Raw genomic sequence first — 14,806 nt, 5'->3', positions numbered from 1 at the left:
GATCACAGCCCTTCTTCCAGGAGCAGCCGGCGGTTGGCCGACTGGTGTGCGGCGATGCGGTCGGGTCTCTGCCCGGTCGGCGGCGCGTCCTGCTCGACGACCAGCCAGCCCGCGTAGCCGACGCGGCGCAGCGCCGCCATGACGGCGGCGAGATCGATCTCCCCCTCGCCCAGCGCGCGGAACCCGCCCTCGGCGACCACCCGCCACAGGTCGCCGCCCGCGCGGCGCACCCTGGCGTGCGCCTGGCGGTCGGCGTCCTTGAGATGCACCTGGCGGATGCGCGTCCCCCACGCGGCGACCGCCTCGGCCGGATCGCCGCCCGCCAGCCACCAGTGGCCCGTGTCCAGGCAGAGGGAGACGTCCGTGCGGGAGAGCAGCCCGCGCGTCTCGTCGGGCGTCTCGACCACGGTCCCCAGATGCGGGTGGAACACCGGTTCCAGACCGCGCGCCCGGCAGCGGTCGGCGGCCGTCTGCACGTCCGCGGCGAACGCCTCCCAGTCCGCTTCCGTGAGCTGGAGCGCCGGGTCGAGGGGCGTGCCAGGCGCCGCGAAGCGCCGCGGATGCGCCGGGCAGGCCAGAGTGGGGCGCGGGGCGAAGGTCTCGTCGTCCACCCGCACCGAGGTGAGGGTGTCGAGCGCACGGTCCAGAGCCCGCAGGTCGGCGGCGAAGTCCGCGCGCTCGCCGCCGTACCGCAGATCGGCCCAGCCACCGGCCAGCCCCATCCCGTGCGCGGCCAGCCGTCGCGCGAGGACCTCGCCCTCACCGAGGTAGCCGAGAGGGCCGCTGTCCGTCCCCGCGTACCCCGCCGCGCGGAAGGCCGCCAGCAGCTCGTCCGGGCCGAGGGGCGCCTCGTCGGCGCTGTAGATCCCGTAGGAGACGGGGGCGTTGGCTGTGCGGACGCGCATGGGTGCCTTTCGGGGCCGGGGTGCGGCTGGTGGGCAAAGACGTCGGCCGGCGGCCACCGGCAGCAGCGCGGGGCGGGGCCGGGTTCACGTGCACAGGGCGGCCACCTCGCAGGTGTGCGTCTCCAGCCGGTGGATGCCCTCCCCGGCCGCCGGCAGCCACACGGCCTCGCCGCGCACGACGAGGCGCCGCCCGTCGGGCCGCACGAGCACGGTGCCGTCGGCGTCCAGCGCCAGCAGCTGATCGCCGTACCGCAACAGGACCGGCGCGTCCGGGGCGGCCGACACGGCGGTGCGCCCCGCGGCGAGCCCGGCGAGCACCCCCTGCGCTGTGCCGTCCTCGCACAGCACCCAGGTCGTGGGGGCGCCGACCGGGCGGCCCTGCGCGGGGTGGTGGAAGTCGCTGCCGCCCAGGGGGACCACGTCGTCGCGCCAGGCGCGCGCCCAGGCGAGGGGGGCGCCGTGCCGCCGGTCGGTCCAGGTGTGGTGCCACACCTCGGCGTGACGGGGCCGCCGGACGAAGGGGAGTTCCCAGGCGCAGTCGTCGGCCAGTGGATGGTTGACGGACAGCAGCCCGCCGCCCGTCTCGGCCTGGGCGAGCCACGCGTCGGCGGGGGCGCGGAAGTCGATCCAGCCGGTGTCGCCGAACACGTTGGCGTGGCCGAGGTCCGTGGTGACCTCCTGTCCTGGCAGCAGGGTGACGCCGTGCCGGGAGCCCGCGGCCGCGAGCCAGGGATGGTGGCTGACGGTGTTGTGGTCGGTGACGGCCAGGAAGTCGAGCCCCTCGGCGGCCGCGGTCCTGGCCAGTTCGTCGATCGTGAGGGCGCCGTCGCTGTGCACGGTGTGGGCGTGCAGGTCGCCGGCGCGCCAGGTGGCGCCGTCCGGGGCCGGCAGGCTCCGCCGGGGCCTGCGCTCCCCCGCGGCGAGGGGAGGCGGCACAGCCGTCGCGGGCGCGGCCAGGGCGCGCGGCCCGGTCCGCGCCCGCACGTCGTAGGGCAGCCCCTGGGGCGGTACCCGGTGCAGCCGCAGCAGCACCTGCCAGGTGCCGGCTGTCAGGGGGCCCGGCAGGTAGCCGGGGGTGGCCCAGGTCTCGGTGACCGTGAAGGTGTCACGGGCGCCGCCCGACCAGCCGCGGAAGTCGCCCGCGGGGCCGAGCAGTCCGAGATCGAGCACACCGGCACGGTGCGGGTAGTCCAGGGTGACGGTGAGCGCGCCGGTACCGGTGCCGACGTCGACGGGCAGTGTGCGCAGAACGTTCTCGGCGCGCGCCTCCATCGTCCAGGTGCCGCGGTGCACCTGCTCACCGGCGCTCAAGCGGGCACCTCGGCGGGGGCGGCGCCGACGAGCGCGCCGTCGCGGTACAGCAGCGCGCGGTCCTCGCGGGGCACGGCCCAGCCGCGCGCGCCGAGGGCCGGCTCGTGCTCTTCGGGGACGACGGCCTGCACGCTGGGCCCGCCCTCGCACTCCAGGGTGACCAGGTGCGCGCTGCCCAGGTTCTCCACGACGGAGACGGTCCCGCTCAGCGCGGCGTCGACGGCGCGCTCGGACCACCGCAGGTACTCGGGGCGGACCCCGTAGACGACCTTGTCTCCCTCCTCGACGTGCGCCCGAGCGCCGTCGGGGACCGGCAGTTCGCCTCCCGCGACGCGCACGGCACCGCCCCCGTCCACCAGTTCGCCGTCGAGCAGGTTCATCGGTGTCGAGCCGATGAACGAGGCGACGAACGTGCTGGCCGGGCGGCGGAACACCTCGGTGGGCGTGCCGACCTGGCGCAGTTCGCCGCTCTCCATGACGGCGATACGGTCGGCCATGGCCAGCGCCTCGGCCTGGTCGTGGGTGACGAAGACGGTGGTGACGCCCAGTTCGCGCTGGAGCTTCTTCAAGAAGGTGCGGGCCTCCAGACGCATCCGGGCGTCCAGGTTGGACAGCGGCTCGTCGAAGAGGAAGACCCGCGGGTGACAGGCCATGGCGCGGGCCAGCGCGGCACGCTGCTGCTGGCCGCCGGAGAGCTGTGCCGGCCTGCGCTCCCCCAGGTGGCCCAGGCCCAGTTCCTCGGCCGTCTCGCGCGCCTTGGCGGCGCGTTCACCCTTCCCCACTTTCTTGATCTTGAGGGGGTAGGCGATGTTCTCGTGGACGGTCATGTGCGGGAAGAGGGCGTAGTCCTGGAAGACCATGGCGATGTCCCGGTCACCCGGCGGGAGCGCTGTCACGTCCTGTCCGGCGATGTGGACGCTGCCGCCGGTGGCCTCCTCGAGTCCCGCGAGGGTGCGCAGCAGTGTCGACTTGCCGCATCCGGAGGGGCCGAGCAGCGCGAAGAACTCGCCGTCCCGCACGGTCAGGTCGAGATCGCTGAGCGCCCGCACGCCCCCGGGGTAGACCTTGGCGAGCCGGTTCAGGGTGATGTCTGCCATCAGGCCTTGATCCCTCCGTGGAAACGGAATCCGTAGCGGCGGCTGACGAACAGGAACATCAGCACGACCGGCAGGGAGTACAGGAGCGAGAAGGTGGAGATGAGGGCCAGGTCGGGCTGGCCGCCCTCGGTGTAGAAGGTGTACATGACGACCGCGGCGGGCGACTTGTCGGGCGAGCGCAGCAGCAGGAACGGAATGAGGAAGTTGCCCCACACCTGGGCGAGAGTCCACACCCCGACCGTCGCGAGGCCCGGCCGTACGACGGGGACGACCACATCCCGCAGGACGCGCAGCGGCGAGGCGCCGAAGACCCGCGCCGACTCCTCGTAGGAACGCGGCGTGGTGTCCATGAAGTCCTTGAGAATGAAGATCGCCGCGGGCAGCAGCCCACCGGTGAGGACGAGGACGACGCCCAGGTAGCTGTCGACCAGGTCGAGTTCGGCCGCCAGCAGGAAGATCGGCACCATCGCGGCGGTGCCGGTGACGATCGAGGAGAGCAGCAGCAGCGCGTACAGCAGCCCGTCCCGGCCGCGGATGTGGACACGGCTGAGCGCGTAGGCGGCCAGCGCGGAGAGCGCGACGACGAGCACGGCGCTGCCGACGGCCAGGACGAGCGAGCTGGCCAGCGAGTTGACGGCGTTGGGGTTGTCCCACAGCCGGGCGAAGTTGGCGAGGGTGAAGTCGGGCAGGGAGGCGGTGATACCGGGACGCCTGTCGAAGGGCGCGCTGGCCAGCCAGAGCATCGGCAGCGCGAAGAACGCCAGCACCAGGGCGACCAGGAGGTAGGCGCCGACGCCGCGCAGCAGTGCGCGTACCGCGCCGCGGCCGTCGGCGGGGCGCCGTGGGGTCGCAGCACTCATGCGGTCTCCTCCTTCGCGGCCGGCGCGTCGGCGTGCGGGGCGGCGGGTGCGCCGCCCTCGCCGGTGGTTCCCCCGCTTCCGCGCGCCGCGGCCCGCCGCTTCCCGCTCCGGCGCGCCTTGTTCTTCTGCCCGAGCAGGCGCAGGTAGACGACGGCGACGACGAGGTTGATCAGCAGCATCAGGAAGGAGAGGGCGGCGCCGTAACCGAGCTCGCCGCTGCCGAGCGCGGTCTTGTAGATGTGCACGGGCAGGGTCTCGGTCGCCCCGTTGGGGCCGCCGGCGGTGATCAGGAAGGGGGTGAAGTCGTTGAACGTCCACAGGCTGATCAGCAGCAGGTTCGTCAGGACGTGGCCGCGGATGCGGGGGAAGACCACGTCGCGCAGCTGCTGCCACCCGCTCGCCCCGGCCAGCCGCGCGGTCTCCAGGTGGGAGGCGGGCACGTTTCCGAGGGCGGCGCTGTAGAGCATCATCGAGAAGGCGCTGCCGCGCCAGATGTTGTAGACGACGATCGACAGCATCGGATGGTCCAGCAGCCAGGCGGCGCCCGGGGTGTGGAGCAGGGTGTTGAGGGTGCCGCCGTCGCGGTCGAGGAAGGCGATCCACAAGAACGCGACGACCGAGCTGGGCAGGATCCACGCCAGCATGACGAGCGCTTCGAGGGTGGTCTTGAGCCAGCCCGTGCGCTCCCGCATCCACCAGGCGAGGGCGAAGCCGAGTCCGGCCTGGCCGATGACGGCCGAGCCGAGGACGAACAGCAGGGTCAGCCACAGGGAGTGCAGGAAGTCGTCGTCGCCGAGCGCCTTGGTGACGTTGTCGAGGCCGACGAAGGCGGGGTCGATGGCGGGGATGCCGGTGAGCCGGTAGTCGGTGGCGCCCAGGTACAGCGTCCAGACCGCGGGCAGCACGAGGAAGAGCGCGATCAGGACGAGTGCCGGGGCGACGAAGGCGGCGGCCCTGCGGCGGCCCAGCCCGGCCGCGTCCCGCCCGGGTTCGCCGCCCTGGGTGCCCTCCCCGTCGGGGAGCTGTCCGCCCGTCCGGGTCGCGGTCTCAGCCGATGACGTGGTCGCTGCCACCGAGCACCTCCAAGAGCTCCTCGCGGTAGGTCTGCGCGGCCTGGCCTGGGCTCTTTCCCGCGACGACCTGCGCCGTGGCCTCCTGGAGCGCGAGGGAGACCGCCGTGTAGGCGGCGAGCGGGGGCCGGTAGGTGGTGACGGGGAGCGCCTTGTCGGCGCAGAAGCGGAGCATGGGGTCCTGGTCGAGGACCACGTCGTTGACGTCGTCGCGTTCGGTGATCATGGCGCTGTCGCCGAGCCGGGCCCTGAGCGCCGCCGCGGAGTGCAGCGCGGTCAGCAGTTCGAAGGCGGCCCGGGGGTGGCGGGTGTGCGGGTTGAGGACGTGGACGGCGCCGCCTGAGACGCTGACGTGGTCACGGCCGCCGAGGCCCTCGCCGGGCGCGCGGGCCGGGAACAGGGCATATCCGACATCGTTGTCACGCCTTTTCATGGCGGCGGTTCCCGTCTCGGGAGCGAGCACGTCCCGCCAGAGGTAGTCGCCCTCGGCGAGAATGCCGAGCTTGCCCTCGGAGAACCGCTCGAAGGACTTGTCGCGCCCCTTGGCCTCCTGCTGAAGCCTCGGATCGCCCAGACCGCCCCCGTACACGTCGCGGTAGAAGCCCAGCACCGCGCGGAGCTCGGGGGTGTCGCCGTACCACCTGTCGCCCTTGGACACCCAGCCGCCCGCACCCGCCAGCAGCGGCAGCACCCCCTGCATGGTGGTGGCCTCACCCATGGCGGTGCCGGCGTTGATCTGGAGCGGGGTGACGCCCTCCAGCCGCTTCAGCTCGCGGGCCGCGTCGAGGACGTCCTGCCAGCTCGCGGGGCGCCAGTCGGTGGGCAGTCCGGCCTTGCGGAACAGGGGCTTGTGGAAGTAGAGGACCCGGGCGTCCGTGCCCGCGGGTATGCCGTACAGCTGGTCCTCGAACCGGGCCAGCGAGCGCACCTTGGGGCCGATCTGCCGCCAGCCCTCCCAGCCGGCCATGCCGTCGCCGGCCACGTCACGCAGCGGTTCGACGTACCGGGCCTGCGCGAACTCCCCCACCCAGATGCCGTCGAGCCCCATGATGTCGGGCCCCGCCTGGGCCTTGAGATCGAGGGCGAGCTTGGTCTTGTACTGCTCGTCGTCGACGCCGCTGGGAAGGAACTCGACGCGGACGTCCGCACCCTTGGCCTTCTGCCCCGCCACGAAGCGGGGGATGACCCACTTCTCGATCCAGTCCGCCTCGTCGGCGTTCTTGCCACCCGGGACGGCGTTGGTGGCGACCGTCAGCGCCACGCCTCCACCCGCGTCCCCGCGTGGATCCAGCGCGCTCCCGCAGCCTGCGAGCGCCGCGGAACCCGCTCCGAGGACGGCGGCTCGCAGGGCGGTTCGCCGCGCGATGACTCCCATCCGGGTCCCTCCTTGCGACAGAGATCGTGCCGGAAGGTTGAAGGCTGGCACGGGGCCCGCATGACGTAAAGAGCTGTTGTCCTTACATCTTCATCACGACGGACCGCGGGACACCTCGCGCCGGCGAGGCGTTCACGGCGGTGCTGTGTGCCGGCGAGGCGTGGGAAGGGGGCGCCTTGTGCCGGCGGGCTCTCGTGCGGCGGGCGCCCCCTCCACGCGCCCACGCACCTTCCGCCGGTTCGTGCCGGTTCACGCGGGCTTGATACCGACGCCCGCCCACAGGCTCACCTGACCGTCGGTCACCGAGTCGAAGCGTGTGGCCCCTGTGGCGCGGGTCTGGGCGGGCACCGTGGCGTTCTCAGGGCGCCACTTGTGCGCGAGGTGGACACCCGGCTCCAGCAGGTCGAGTCCGGTGAAGAACTTCTCGACGTCCGCACGGGTGCGGGCCTGGGTCGGAACGCCCTTGGCGTTGTAGATGTCCACCAGCCGGCCGACGCCCCCGGGGTCGATGTCGGCGGTGACGTGGGTCAGACACAGCGCGGAGCCGGGCGACAGCGCTGCGAGGAGCCGCGAGACGATGCCGTACGGGTCGCGGTCGTCGGGTACGAAGTGCAGCACGGCGTTGATGGACAGCACGACCGGCTGTGCGAGGTCGAGCGTCCGGGCCAGCGCACCGTCGCCGAGGATCGACTCGGGCGCGGTGATATCCCCTTCGACGTACTCCGTGCGGCCCTCCGGGGTGCTGTCGAGGAGCGCGCGGGCGTGGGTGAGGACGATGGGGTCGTTGTCGGCGTAGACGACACGCGCCTCGGGGCACGCGGCCTGGGCCACCTCGTGGAGGTTGGGGCTGGTGGGAATGCCGGTGCCGATGTCGAGGAACTGGCGGAAGCCCTGCCGGGCGAGCGCCCTGGTGGCGCGGTGCATGAACGCGCGGTTGGCGCGGGCGGCGCTGCGGGCCGCGGGCCACCCCTTCAGCGCCTCCTCCGCCCCCGCCCGGTCCATTTCGTAGTTGGTCTTGCCGCCCAGGTAGTAGTCGTACATGCGGGCGGAGTGCGGCATCCCCAGGCCGAGGTCGCGTCCGCCGCCGTCCGTCCGTTGACTGTCGTTCACAAGGGCTCCGATCACGTCGAGTTCCGTCCGGTACACCCTGGCCTCCCGGTGCCCCCTGCCGCCAGATGGCTTTCCGCCGCGGGTCTTCGTTCGATCGCGCTGTTCCCCGTGCCCGGGGCGACTCGTCCCGCATTTTCGGGAGCGCTGTCGCATCGCCCTGTGGTGGGATGCCTCGCATGAGTGAGTCTCCGCGTGAACGCATAGAGCGGTACTACGCCACGGTGCCGCTGTCGTTCGCCGAGGCCGAGGCGTGGGGCAGCTTCTGCCTCTTCGTTCGCACAGAGGCGGGCGCCCCGTACTACGGCGGGCCGAACCATGCTCGCCCCGGCACAACCGCCGTGACGCCCACCGCCGAGGACATCGCCCTGGTGCGCGCCCGCCAGCGCGAGCTGGGCGTTCCGGAGACCTTCGAATGGCTCGCCGAGGTGACGCCGGCGCTGCGCGGCCGCCTCGTGGAAGCGGGACTCCCGGTGGCCGAACGCCCGCTGATGGTTCTCGGGCGGCAGCATCGGCTGCCCCGGCCGCCCGTGGCGGACGGTGTCACGATCCGGCCCGTGGAGGCCGACGACCCCGCGCTGCCTGCCGTACTCGCCCTTCCCCGGCTGGCGTTCGCCGACGAGGGCACGGCGGTCGGACCGGCGGGCCGCGCGGAGTTGGACGCGGCAGCCGGACACCTCACCTCCGACGGCACGGTGGAGACGGTCCGCCCCTCCCTGCGCACTGGCGACAAGACGCTGATCGCCGCCTTCGCCCCGGACGGAACTCCGCTCGCCGCGGGCCATTACCACCCGTCGGACAGCACCACCGAGATCGGCGGAATCGGCACTCTTCCCTCAGCTCGCCGCCGGGGTCTGGGCGCTGCCGTCATGGCGGCCCTGGTCGCCCACGCTCGCGACCGCGGCGTGGGCACCGTCTTCCTCGCCTACGCCGACGAGGCAGTCGCCCGCATCTACGCCCGCCTGGGATTCCGCCCGGCCGGTACGACCCTGCTGATCGCCAACCAGCCGGCCCGCGGCCAGTAGGGCAGGGGAACCGCACCACGACTGGGCGGCTTCGTCCGGATCGTCTGGCGGACCGGACGAGGGTGCCCGCGTCCGTCCGCGCTGGTCTGCGGGGACGGGGTCACTGCCAGGAGCCGCGCACGGGCGGGTGCCCGCGGAGCGCGGGAGGGGTACGCCTGGTCCGCCGGAACGACGTCCTGCTTGGTGGGCGGGCGGCCACGCTCTCGGGGCGCCACGCCGTGGTGTTCGGCTCGGGAACAGCGGCTCGATCCGCGCCCACCGCGTCCGCCCGAGGGCACGCCCGGAGCGACGACCAGGAGATCGCAGGAGGCTCGGCTTCAGGTGGCGAGGTGGGCCGCGAGCCGGTCAGCGGCGGTGCGGGGCTCGCGGCCGAGGAGTTCGGCCAGCAGGGGGCCGGCTTCGGCGAAGTAGCCCGCGCGGGCTGCCTGATACCAGGTGAGCATGGATCGGGCCGCCTGCTCCGGCACACCGATCGCGGTCTGGTCGGCGACCCACTGTTCGTCGTCCAGGACGATGCGCTTGACGGTGCGGCCGGTCAGGTCGGAGGCGATCTGGGCGAAGTCGTCGAAGGTGACGGCGGTCGGCGCGGTGAGGGCGACGGGGCCGTCGACGGAACGGTCGCCGGCGAGGATGACCGCGGTGGCCTCGGCTATGTCGGCACGGTCGGTGTACGGCACGGGGCCGTCTGCCGGCTGGGCGATCACGCCGGTCCGCTGCCACGGTCCGAGAACCTGATCCAGCGGGCCGTAGGCGCCGTTGCGCAGTGCGGTCCAGGCGACCGAGGAGTCGCCGAGGATCGCCTCGGTGGCGGTGTGGATGTCCGACGGCCGGTACGGGTTGCCGGGGACGGCACCGTGCTGGCTCGTGTAGAGGACCCGCCGGGCACCGGCCGCGACCGCGGCTTCGACGGCGTTGCGGTGCAGGCCGACCACGTCGGCGGCCGGGTCGTTGCCGGACACCACAAGGACCTGATCGGCACCGGCGAATGAGTGGAGCAGCGCGCCGGGGTCCTCGTAGGAGCCCTGCCGCACGCGCACGCCACGGTCGGCGAAGTGGCGCGCCTTGGCGGTGTCGCGGACGCTGACACCGATCCGGTCGGCGGGTACGCGCCGGAGGAGGTGCTCGACGGTGGCGCCGCCCAGCCCACCGGTGGCGCCGGTGACAACGATCATGTTCTCGACCTTCCTGAGCGCCCACGGCGCCGGTCTCGACGGTGGACGGAACCACAAATTGACCATGCGGGTCAGTTTCTCTTCCGTCGACGACGGTAGGTAAGCTGACCAAGCAAGTCAAATTACGGCGACAGGTTGGGGCGGTGAGGGCGATGGCCGGTGCGGGACCTCCGGAACCCCGGCTGCGCGCCGACGCCCGGCGCAATTCCGCACAGATCCGCTCTGCCGCGATCGGCGCCTTCCGGGGACGGGGCCTGACCGTGCCGCTGGAGGAGGTCGCCCAGGCGGCGGGGGTGAGCAAGGCCACGATCTTCAACCGGTTCGGTGGGCGGATCGGCCTGATCGAAGCCGTCATCGAACAGGTCGTGGCGAATGAGCTGTTCGCCGTCATCGACCACACGCGCACCATCGACGACATCGGCGAGCGCCTCACCTACTACCTCACCGCGATCCGCGACCTCCAGTACCGCCAGCCCGCCTTCAACGACGTCCTGCTGCGGACGTATCCGCACTCACAGCAGCTCATGGAGATCTGCCGGGTCGGAAGTCAGACCAACGAGGAGCTGACCGCAGCGGCACGAGCCTCCGGCGCGCTTCGGCCGGAGTTCACGGCGGGCGACCTCCACGCACTGGTCCTCGACAACGCCCTCGCCCTCAAACACGGCGAACGCCCGCCGCGAGACGACTACGACCGCCGCACCACCTACCTCCTGGACGGAATCCGAGACCGCTCCACCACCTCCGGTCGACGATGACGAAGCCCCCGCCCGGGTCGCCCGCCCTCGGGGCGGCGGGCGGGCGGAGCCCCTCGACGCGGGCACCCGGAGGGCGCGGGCACGCTCAGCGGGGGTTGGGGCCGGCGGGCGCGGGCCGCTCGGCACGAGGCCCCCGGCGGGCCCCACAGGGCCCGCCGGGTCACCGCACGCGGCGTCTGCCGGTGCGGGTGGTGATGCGGTAGGCCGCCCACAAGAAGGCGATCAGGGCGACGACGATACCGATGATCAGCAGATAGAAGAGGCCCTTGAGGACCGCGCCGAGGATGCCCAGCGCGATGGCCACGAGGACCAGGAACAGGAACAGCGCCATCTCACCCTCCCCCGCTCAGCGGCGCGCCAGGCGGCGTTCGCCGCCCGCGCCGGGGACGTACTCCAGCTCGTAGTGCGCGTAGACGGACGGCTCGTCCTCGGCGGCGAGCACATCGTCGGTTCCGAGGGACGGGGCGTCCTTCACCTGGCCCTTCGGGTATTTCACCTTGAGGTACCGGGGACCGACGGTGGCTCCGGCCAGGGGAACGAAGACCAGGCGGTGGCGGGTGGGCATGCCCACGGTCACGGTGGCGAAGGAGGGCTGGTCGGTGGCGGTGTCCACGTACACCGACTCCAGCGAGCCGATCCTGCTGCCGCTGCCGTCGACCACGTCGTGTCCGCGCCACTCCCGGATGTCGTCCGGTTCGAACATCTTTCCTCCACATTCGGGGGGCCTGTCTCCATAGTGGCACCGGTTCCCGCGCGGCACCCGGCGGTCTGGCCGGTGCGGGGCGCCGCTGGTACGGTCCTGACCCGCTCGCAGCCGCGGACGCTTGGACGGGGGCGCGTATGGACGGGCACGGCATGGCCGCACGGACACGTCTGCCCGTGTTCCTCGCGCTGCTCACGGTGCTGGTCACGGCCTGTGGAGCGCTGACCCCGGGGACGGCGGCCGATCCGGACCGGCCCAGGACGGTGCCGTCACAGACGGCCGTCCCGCGGGAGGACATCACCCTCTCCCTCACCTTCGCGGACGCTCCCGCGCTGGTGGACGCGCTGGCGGCGGCGTTCCACAAGAGGTATCCGCGTATCACCATCGAACCGCGGTACACGCAGTTCGCCGACTACGTGCAGAGCATCAAGCTCACCATGGCCTCGGACACGGCGCCCGACCTCGCGCAGTTCGCCGTCGGCATGGACGACATCGCCGCCCGCGGCGACATCCTGGACCTGGGCCCGTACCGGGACGCCTACGGCTGGCGGAAGAAGTTCCCGGCCGCCGGTCTGGACCAGCTCACCGGCTCCGGTGAGCGCGCCGCCGAGGGGGATCACCTGTACGGGGTACCTGCCGGGCTGTCGATGACGGGGATCTACTACAACAAGGAGCTGGCACGGAAGGCCGGCCTCAGCCGCCCGCCCCGCACGCTGGCCGAGTTCGACCGGCAGCTCGCCGCCGTCAAGAAGGCCGGGATGACTCCGCTGGGTGTCGGCGCGCTCGACTCGGGCGGGCTGCACCTGTGGGCGGCGCTGCTCAACAACGCGATGGAGCCCGAGAAGTACCGCGCCTGGGTCAAGGGGGCCAAGGGCGCCACCATCGAGACCGAGGAGGCACTGGCGGCCACCGCCAAGCTGGTGGAGTGGAGCCGTAAGGGCTACGTCGGCGAGGCCGCGGGCGGGACCACCCAGAACGACTCGACCGGCGCCTTCGTGCGCGGCCGCAGCGTCTTCCTCGTCAACGGCAACTGGGCGGCGGGGCAGCTGTCGGAGTCGATGGGGAAGAAGGCGGGCTTCTTCCTGATGCCCGCGGCGCGGCAGGGCGCGCGGGCCGTCTCCTCGGGCTTCAGCGTCTCCTACGCGATCTCCTCCCGCACCCGGCATCCGCGCGCCGCCGGCGCCTTCCTCGACTTCCTCGCCTCGAAAGAGGCACAGAAGATCGTCGCCGCGAACGGGTTCCTGCCGGTCGACGAGAAGGCCGCGCCCACGCCGGACGGCGTGCTGGGTGAGGTGGCGCGGGCCCACCGGCGGGTCACAGACGACGACGGTATGAACCACTTCCCCGACTTCACCGCGCCGGGCATGCTCGACCCGCTGCGGGCGGGTGTGCAAAAGCTCCTCGCGGGCCGTACGACGCCGAAGGGCTATCTGGCCTCGCTCCAGGACGTGTGGGACGAGCGGTACGGGAGCGGGCGATGACAGCGGCCACAGAGCCGCGGGCGCGGCACGGCCGCACCGGGCGCCGTGCGGGCCGCGCCTGGCGCGGCTACCTCTACGTGCTGCCCGCTGCCGCCGTCTATCTGGCGTTCGCGGTGCTGCCCGCGCTGCACACCGCCTACCTGTCGCTGTTCGAGTGGGACGGGGTGACGCTGGGCGAGTGGGCGGGGCTGCGCAACTACCGGGAGGTGTTCGCCGATCCGGCGTTGCGCGGCGCGGTGGTCAACGCGCTGGTCCTCGTCGTCTTCTTCGCTCTCCTGCCGATCCTGGCGGGCCTGGTGATGACGGGGCTGCTCTGCCTGCCCAGGTCCTCGATCGGGGGCGCCGGCTCCCGGGGCCGGGGCCGTGGCCTGGGTGTCTACCGGCTGCTGTTCATGCTGCCGCAGGTGGTGCCGCTGGTCGCGGTGGGGGTGACCTGGCGGTGGCTGTACGGCGAGGACGGGCTGATCAACGAGACGCTGGGCGGGATCGGGCTCGGCGGCTGGGCGCGCGCGTGGCTGGGCGACTTCGACTGGGCGCTGGTCGCGGTGGGGCTGGTGGGCACCTGGGTGCTCAGCGGGCTGTGCATGATGCTGTTCCTGGCGGGGGTGCACAAGATCGACCCGCAGCTGTACGAGGCGGCGCGGCTGGATGGCGCGGGCCCGGTGAGGGAGTTCGTCTCGGTGACGCTCCCGCAGTTGCGCGGCGAGCTGGCCGTGGCGCTGACGGTGACCACGGTCGCCGCACTGGCCAGCTTCGACATCGTCTACGTCACCACGGGCGGCGGTCCCGGTGAGGAGACGACCGTGCCGGGGCTGCTGGTCTACAAGCTGGCGTTCTCCGACGGGAAGGTGGGGTTGGCCTCGGCGCTGGGAGTGGTGCTGAGCCTGCTGATCCTGGTGTTGGTCTACGTCATCAACCGCCTGTCGCGGACGGAGAGGACGTGAGGCGTGGGGGTGCGGGTGTGACCGGGGCGGCCGCAGGCCGCTGGACGGGCCGGACGGAGCGCTGGTCCGGGTACGTGCTGCTGACGGCGGGGGCGGTCGCTGTCGTCGTCCCGTTCCTCAGCGTCTTCCTGGCGTCCATGCAGCCCTCGGGTGAGCCGGTGGTGGGCATGGAGTGGCCGGAGCGCTGGAGCCTGGACAACTACCGGCAGGCGTGGACGGTGGCGGGCTTCTCCTCGCTGATGCGCTCCAGTGCGCTCATCGCCGTCGGCGTGGTGCCGGCCTCGCTGGTGCTGGCCGGGCTCGCCGGCTACGCGCTGGGGACGATGCGGCTGCCCGGCGGCGACGGGGTGGCGGCGCTGTTCGTGGCGGGGCTGACGATTCCGGTGGAACTCATCGTCGTCCCGCTCTACTTCGACCTGCGCAACATCGGGCTGACCGACTCCTACCTGGGGGTCGTCCTGGTGGAGATCGCGCTGTTCCTGCCGTTCGGCGTCTTCTGGATGCGCACGCACTTCCGCGCCACTCCCCCTCAGCTGGTGGAGGCGGCACGGATCGACGGGGCGTCCTCGTGGACGGTGCTCTTCCGCGTGCTGCTGCCGCTGGCCCGTCCCGCCCTGACGACGCTGGGGGTGCTGGTGTTCATGTGGTCGTGGAACCAGTTCCTGCTGGTGCTGGTGCTCATCCAGGACGCGACCAAGCGCACGGCGCCGGCGGGGCTCGGCTTCTTCGTCGGGCAGAACAACACGGACGTACCGATGCTGGCGGCGGGCACGATCCTGGTGATGCTGCCCATCACGATCGTGTACGTGCTCTTCCAGCGGAGCTTCGTCGCGGGCCTGTTGCAGGGCGCCTTCAAGGGCTGAACCGCACCGGTCACGGGTACAGCAGTTCGGGTATCGACCAGTCGCGCCGGTGCGTGCCTCGGCGCCCCTTCGGCCACTTCCGGCCGTTGCGGCCGAAAAGAACGGGGTGCGAGCGAAAGACCTTGCCCCTCCCGGGTG

General features: G+C 72.4%; 15 protein-coding genes. 5 read left to right on the top strand and 10 right to left on the bottom strand.

Going from position 1 to position 14,806, the window contains the following annotated elements:
• Positions 1–2 precede the first annotated feature (2 nt).
• The 7 genes from DQ392_RS01455 to DQ392_RS01425 all read right to left on the bottom strand — a co-directional run bounded on the left by DQ392_RS01455 (position 3) and on the right by DQ392_RS01425 (position 7,677).
• Positions 3–905 carry a sugar phosphate isomerase/epimerase family protein gene (locus DQ392_RS01455; RefSeq protein ID WP_114013597.1) on the bottom strand — a complete coding sequence of 301 codons (903 nt, stop codon included), beginning with the start codon at positions 903–905 and terminating at the stop codon, positions 3–5.
• An 84-nt stretch (positions 906–989) separates the two neighbouring features.
• Positions 990–2,216 (bottom strand): CehA/McbA family metallohydrolase, encoded by a 1,227-nt coding sequence (locus DQ392_RS01450; protein ID WP_114013596.1) that lies wholly within the window; start codon positions 2,214–2,216, stop codon positions 990–992.
• Positions 2,213–3,313, bottom strand: coding sequence for an ABC transporter ATP-binding protein (locus tag DQ392_RS01445; protein ID WP_114013595.1), 1,101 nt, complete (start codon positions 3,311–3,313; stop codon positions 2,213–2,215). The genes DQ392_RS01450 and DQ392_RS01445 overlap by 4 nt, the downstream gene beginning before the upstream one ends.
• The gene (locus tag DQ392_RS01440; RefSeq protein WP_114013594.1) at positions 3,313–4,173 is read right to left on the bottom strand and encodes a carbohydrate ABC transporter permease; all 861 of its coding nucleotides are present in this window, start codon (positions 4,171–4,173) and stop codon (positions 3,313–3,315) included. Before DQ392_RS01440 ends, DQ392_RS01445 begins: the two co-directional genes overlap by 1 nt.
• A complete protein-coding gene (locus DQ392_RS01435) occupies positions 4,170–5,246 on the bottom strand; it encodes a carbohydrate ABC transporter permease (RefSeq protein ID WP_114013593.1) in 1,077 nt (358 codons plus the stop codon). The genes DQ392_RS01440 and DQ392_RS01435 overlap by 4 nt, the downstream gene beginning before the upstream one ends.
• Positions 5,221–6,618 (bottom strand): extracellular solute-binding protein, encoded by a 1,398-nt coding sequence (locus DQ392_RS01430; RefSeq protein WP_114013592.1) that lies wholly within the window; start codon positions 6,616–6,618, stop codon positions 5,221–5,223. Before DQ392_RS01430 ends, DQ392_RS01435 begins: the two co-directional genes overlap by 26 nt.
• A 249-nt stretch (positions 6,619–6,867) precedes the next feature.
• Complete coding sequence (locus DQ392_RS01425) at positions 6,868–7,677, bottom strand: SAM-dependent methyltransferase (RefSeq protein ID WP_114013694.1); 810 nt, start codon at positions 7,675–7,677, stop codon at positions 6,868–6,870.
• Positions 7,678–7,904: 227 nt separating this feature from the next.
• On the opposite strand from DQ392_RS01425, the gene DQ392_RS01420 reads away from it, so the two are divergent.
• Positions 7,905–8,750, top strand: coding sequence for a GNAT family N-acetyltransferase (locus DQ392_RS01420; protein WP_114013591.1), 846 nt, complete (start codon positions 7,905–7,907; stop codon positions 8,748–8,750).
• A 317-nt stretch (positions 8,751–9,067) separates the two neighbouring features.
• On the opposite strand, the gene DQ392_RS01415 is transcribed toward DQ392_RS01420, so the two are convergent.
• The gene (locus DQ392_RS01415; protein ID WP_114013590.1) at positions 9,068–9,922 is read right to left on the bottom strand and encodes an NAD(P)H-binding protein; all 855 of its coding nucleotides are present in this window, start codon (positions 9,920–9,922) and stop codon (positions 9,068–9,070) included.
• 152 nt (positions 9,923–10,074) lie between these two features.
• Between DQ392_RS01415 and DQ392_RS01410 the strand changes: the two genes are divergently transcribed.
• Positions 10,075–10,677: a TetR/AcrR family transcriptional regulator gene (locus tag DQ392_RS01410; protein ID WP_114013589.1), complete on the top strand. Its 603-nt coding sequence runs from the start codon at positions 10,075–10,077 to the stop codon at positions 10,675–10,677.
• A 160-nt stretch (positions 10,678–10,837) separates the two neighbouring features.
• On the opposite strand, the gene DQ392_RS34250 is transcribed toward DQ392_RS01410, so the two are convergent.
• Together DQ392_RS34250 and DQ392_RS01405 are read right to left on the bottom strand one after the other, a co-directional pair.
• Positions 10,838–11,008: a hypothetical protein gene (locus DQ392_RS34250; protein WP_181856226.1), complete on the bottom strand. Its 171-nt coding sequence runs from the start codon at positions 11,006–11,008 to the stop codon at positions 10,838–10,840.
• A gap of 15 nt (positions 11,009–11,023) precedes the next feature.
• Positions 11,024–11,380: a PRC-barrel domain-containing protein gene (locus DQ392_RS01405; protein WP_114013588.1), complete on the bottom strand. Its 357-nt coding sequence runs from the start codon at positions 11,378–11,380 to the stop codon at positions 11,024–11,026.
• A gap of 152 nt (positions 11,381–11,532) precedes the next feature.
• On the opposite strand from DQ392_RS01405, the gene DQ392_RS01400 reads away from it, so the two are divergent.
• Genes DQ392_RS01400 through DQ392_RS01390 form a run of 3 tightly spaced genes read left to right on the top strand, consistent with a single transcriptional unit; the run spans position 11,533 to position 14,668 of the window.
• On the top strand, positions 11,533–12,861 hold the full coding sequence (locus DQ392_RS01400) for an ABC transporter substrate-binding protein (protein ID WP_181856225.1): 1,329 nt from the start codon (positions 11,533–11,535) through the stop codon (positions 12,859–12,861).
• Positions 12,858–13,805, top strand: a complete 948-nt coding sequence (locus DQ392_RS01395; RefSeq protein ID WP_114013586.1) for a carbohydrate ABC transporter permease — start codon at positions 12,858–12,860, stop codon at positions 13,803–13,805. The genes DQ392_RS01400 and DQ392_RS01395 overlap by 4 nt, the downstream gene beginning before the upstream one ends.
• Positions 13,802–14,668: a carbohydrate ABC transporter permease gene (locus DQ392_RS01390; protein ID WP_245981027.1), complete on the top strand. Its 867-nt coding sequence runs from the start codon at positions 13,802–13,804 to the stop codon at positions 14,666–14,668. The genes DQ392_RS01395 and DQ392_RS01390 overlap by 4 nt, the downstream gene beginning before the upstream one ends.
• Positions 14,669–14,806: the final 138 nt, after the last annotated feature.

The sequence above is a fragment of the Streptomyces reniochalinae genome, from assembly GCF_003323735.1.
Classification (GTDB): domain Bacteria; phylum Actinomycetota; class Actinomycetes; order Streptomycetales; family Streptomycetaceae; genus Streptomyces; species Streptomyces reniochalinae.
This window is presented reverse-complemented; position numbering and strand designations above follow the sequence as displayed.

What these genes read in the sequence shown, in the direction of transcription:
- DQ392_RS01455 (WP_114013597.1), bottom strand. Translation starts at nt 905, where the DNA reads ATGCGCGTCCGCACAGCCAACGCCCCCGTCTCCTACGGGATCTACAGC.
- DQ392_RS34250 (WP_181856226.1), bottom strand. Translation starts at nt 11,008, where the DNA reads ATGGCGCTGTTCCTGTTCCTGGTCCTCGTGGCCATCGCGCTGGGCATC.
- DQ392_RS01430 (WP_114013592.1), bottom strand. Translation starts at nt 6,618, where the DNA reads ATGGGAGTCATCGCGCGGCGAACCGCCCTGCGAGCCGCCGTCCTCGGA.
- DQ392_RS01410 (WP_114013589.1), top strand. Translation starts at nt 10,075, where the DNA reads ATGGCCGGTGCGGGACCTCCGGAACCCCGGCTGCGCGCCGACGCCCGG.
- DQ392_RS01420 (WP_114013591.1), top strand. Translation starts at nt 7,905, where the DNA reads ATGAGTGAGTCTCCGCGTGAACGCATAGAGCGGTACTACGCCACGGTG.
- DQ392_RS01400 (WP_181856225.1), top strand. Translation starts at nt 11,533, where the DNA reads ATGGCCGCACGGACACGTCTGCCCGTGTTCCTCGCGCTGCTCACGGTG.
- DQ392_RS01445 (WP_114013595.1), bottom strand. Translation starts at nt 3,313, where the DNA reads ATGGCAGACATCACCCTGAACCGGCTCGCCAAGGTCTACCCCGGGGGC.
- DQ392_RS01425 (WP_114013694.1), bottom strand. Translation starts at nt 7,677, where the DNA reads ATGCCGCACTCCGCCCGCATGTACGACTACTACCTGGGCGGCAAGACC.
- DQ392_RS01415 (WP_114013590.1), bottom strand. Translation starts at nt 9,922, where the DNA reads ATGATCGTTGTCACCGGCGCCACCGGTGGGCTGGGCGGCGCCACCGTC.
- DQ392_RS01405 (WP_114013588.1), bottom strand. Translation starts at nt 11,380, where the DNA reads ATGTTCGAACCGGACGACATCCGGGAGTGGCGCGGACACGACGTGGTC.
- DQ392_RS01440 (WP_114013594.1), bottom strand. Translation starts at nt 4,173, where the DNA reads ATGAGTGCTGCGACCCCACGGCGCCCCGCCGACGGCCGCGGCGCGGTA.
- DQ392_RS01395 (WP_114013586.1), top strand. Translation starts at nt 12,858, where the DNA reads ATGACAGCGGCCACAGAGCCGCGGGCGCGGCACGGCCGCACCGGGCGC.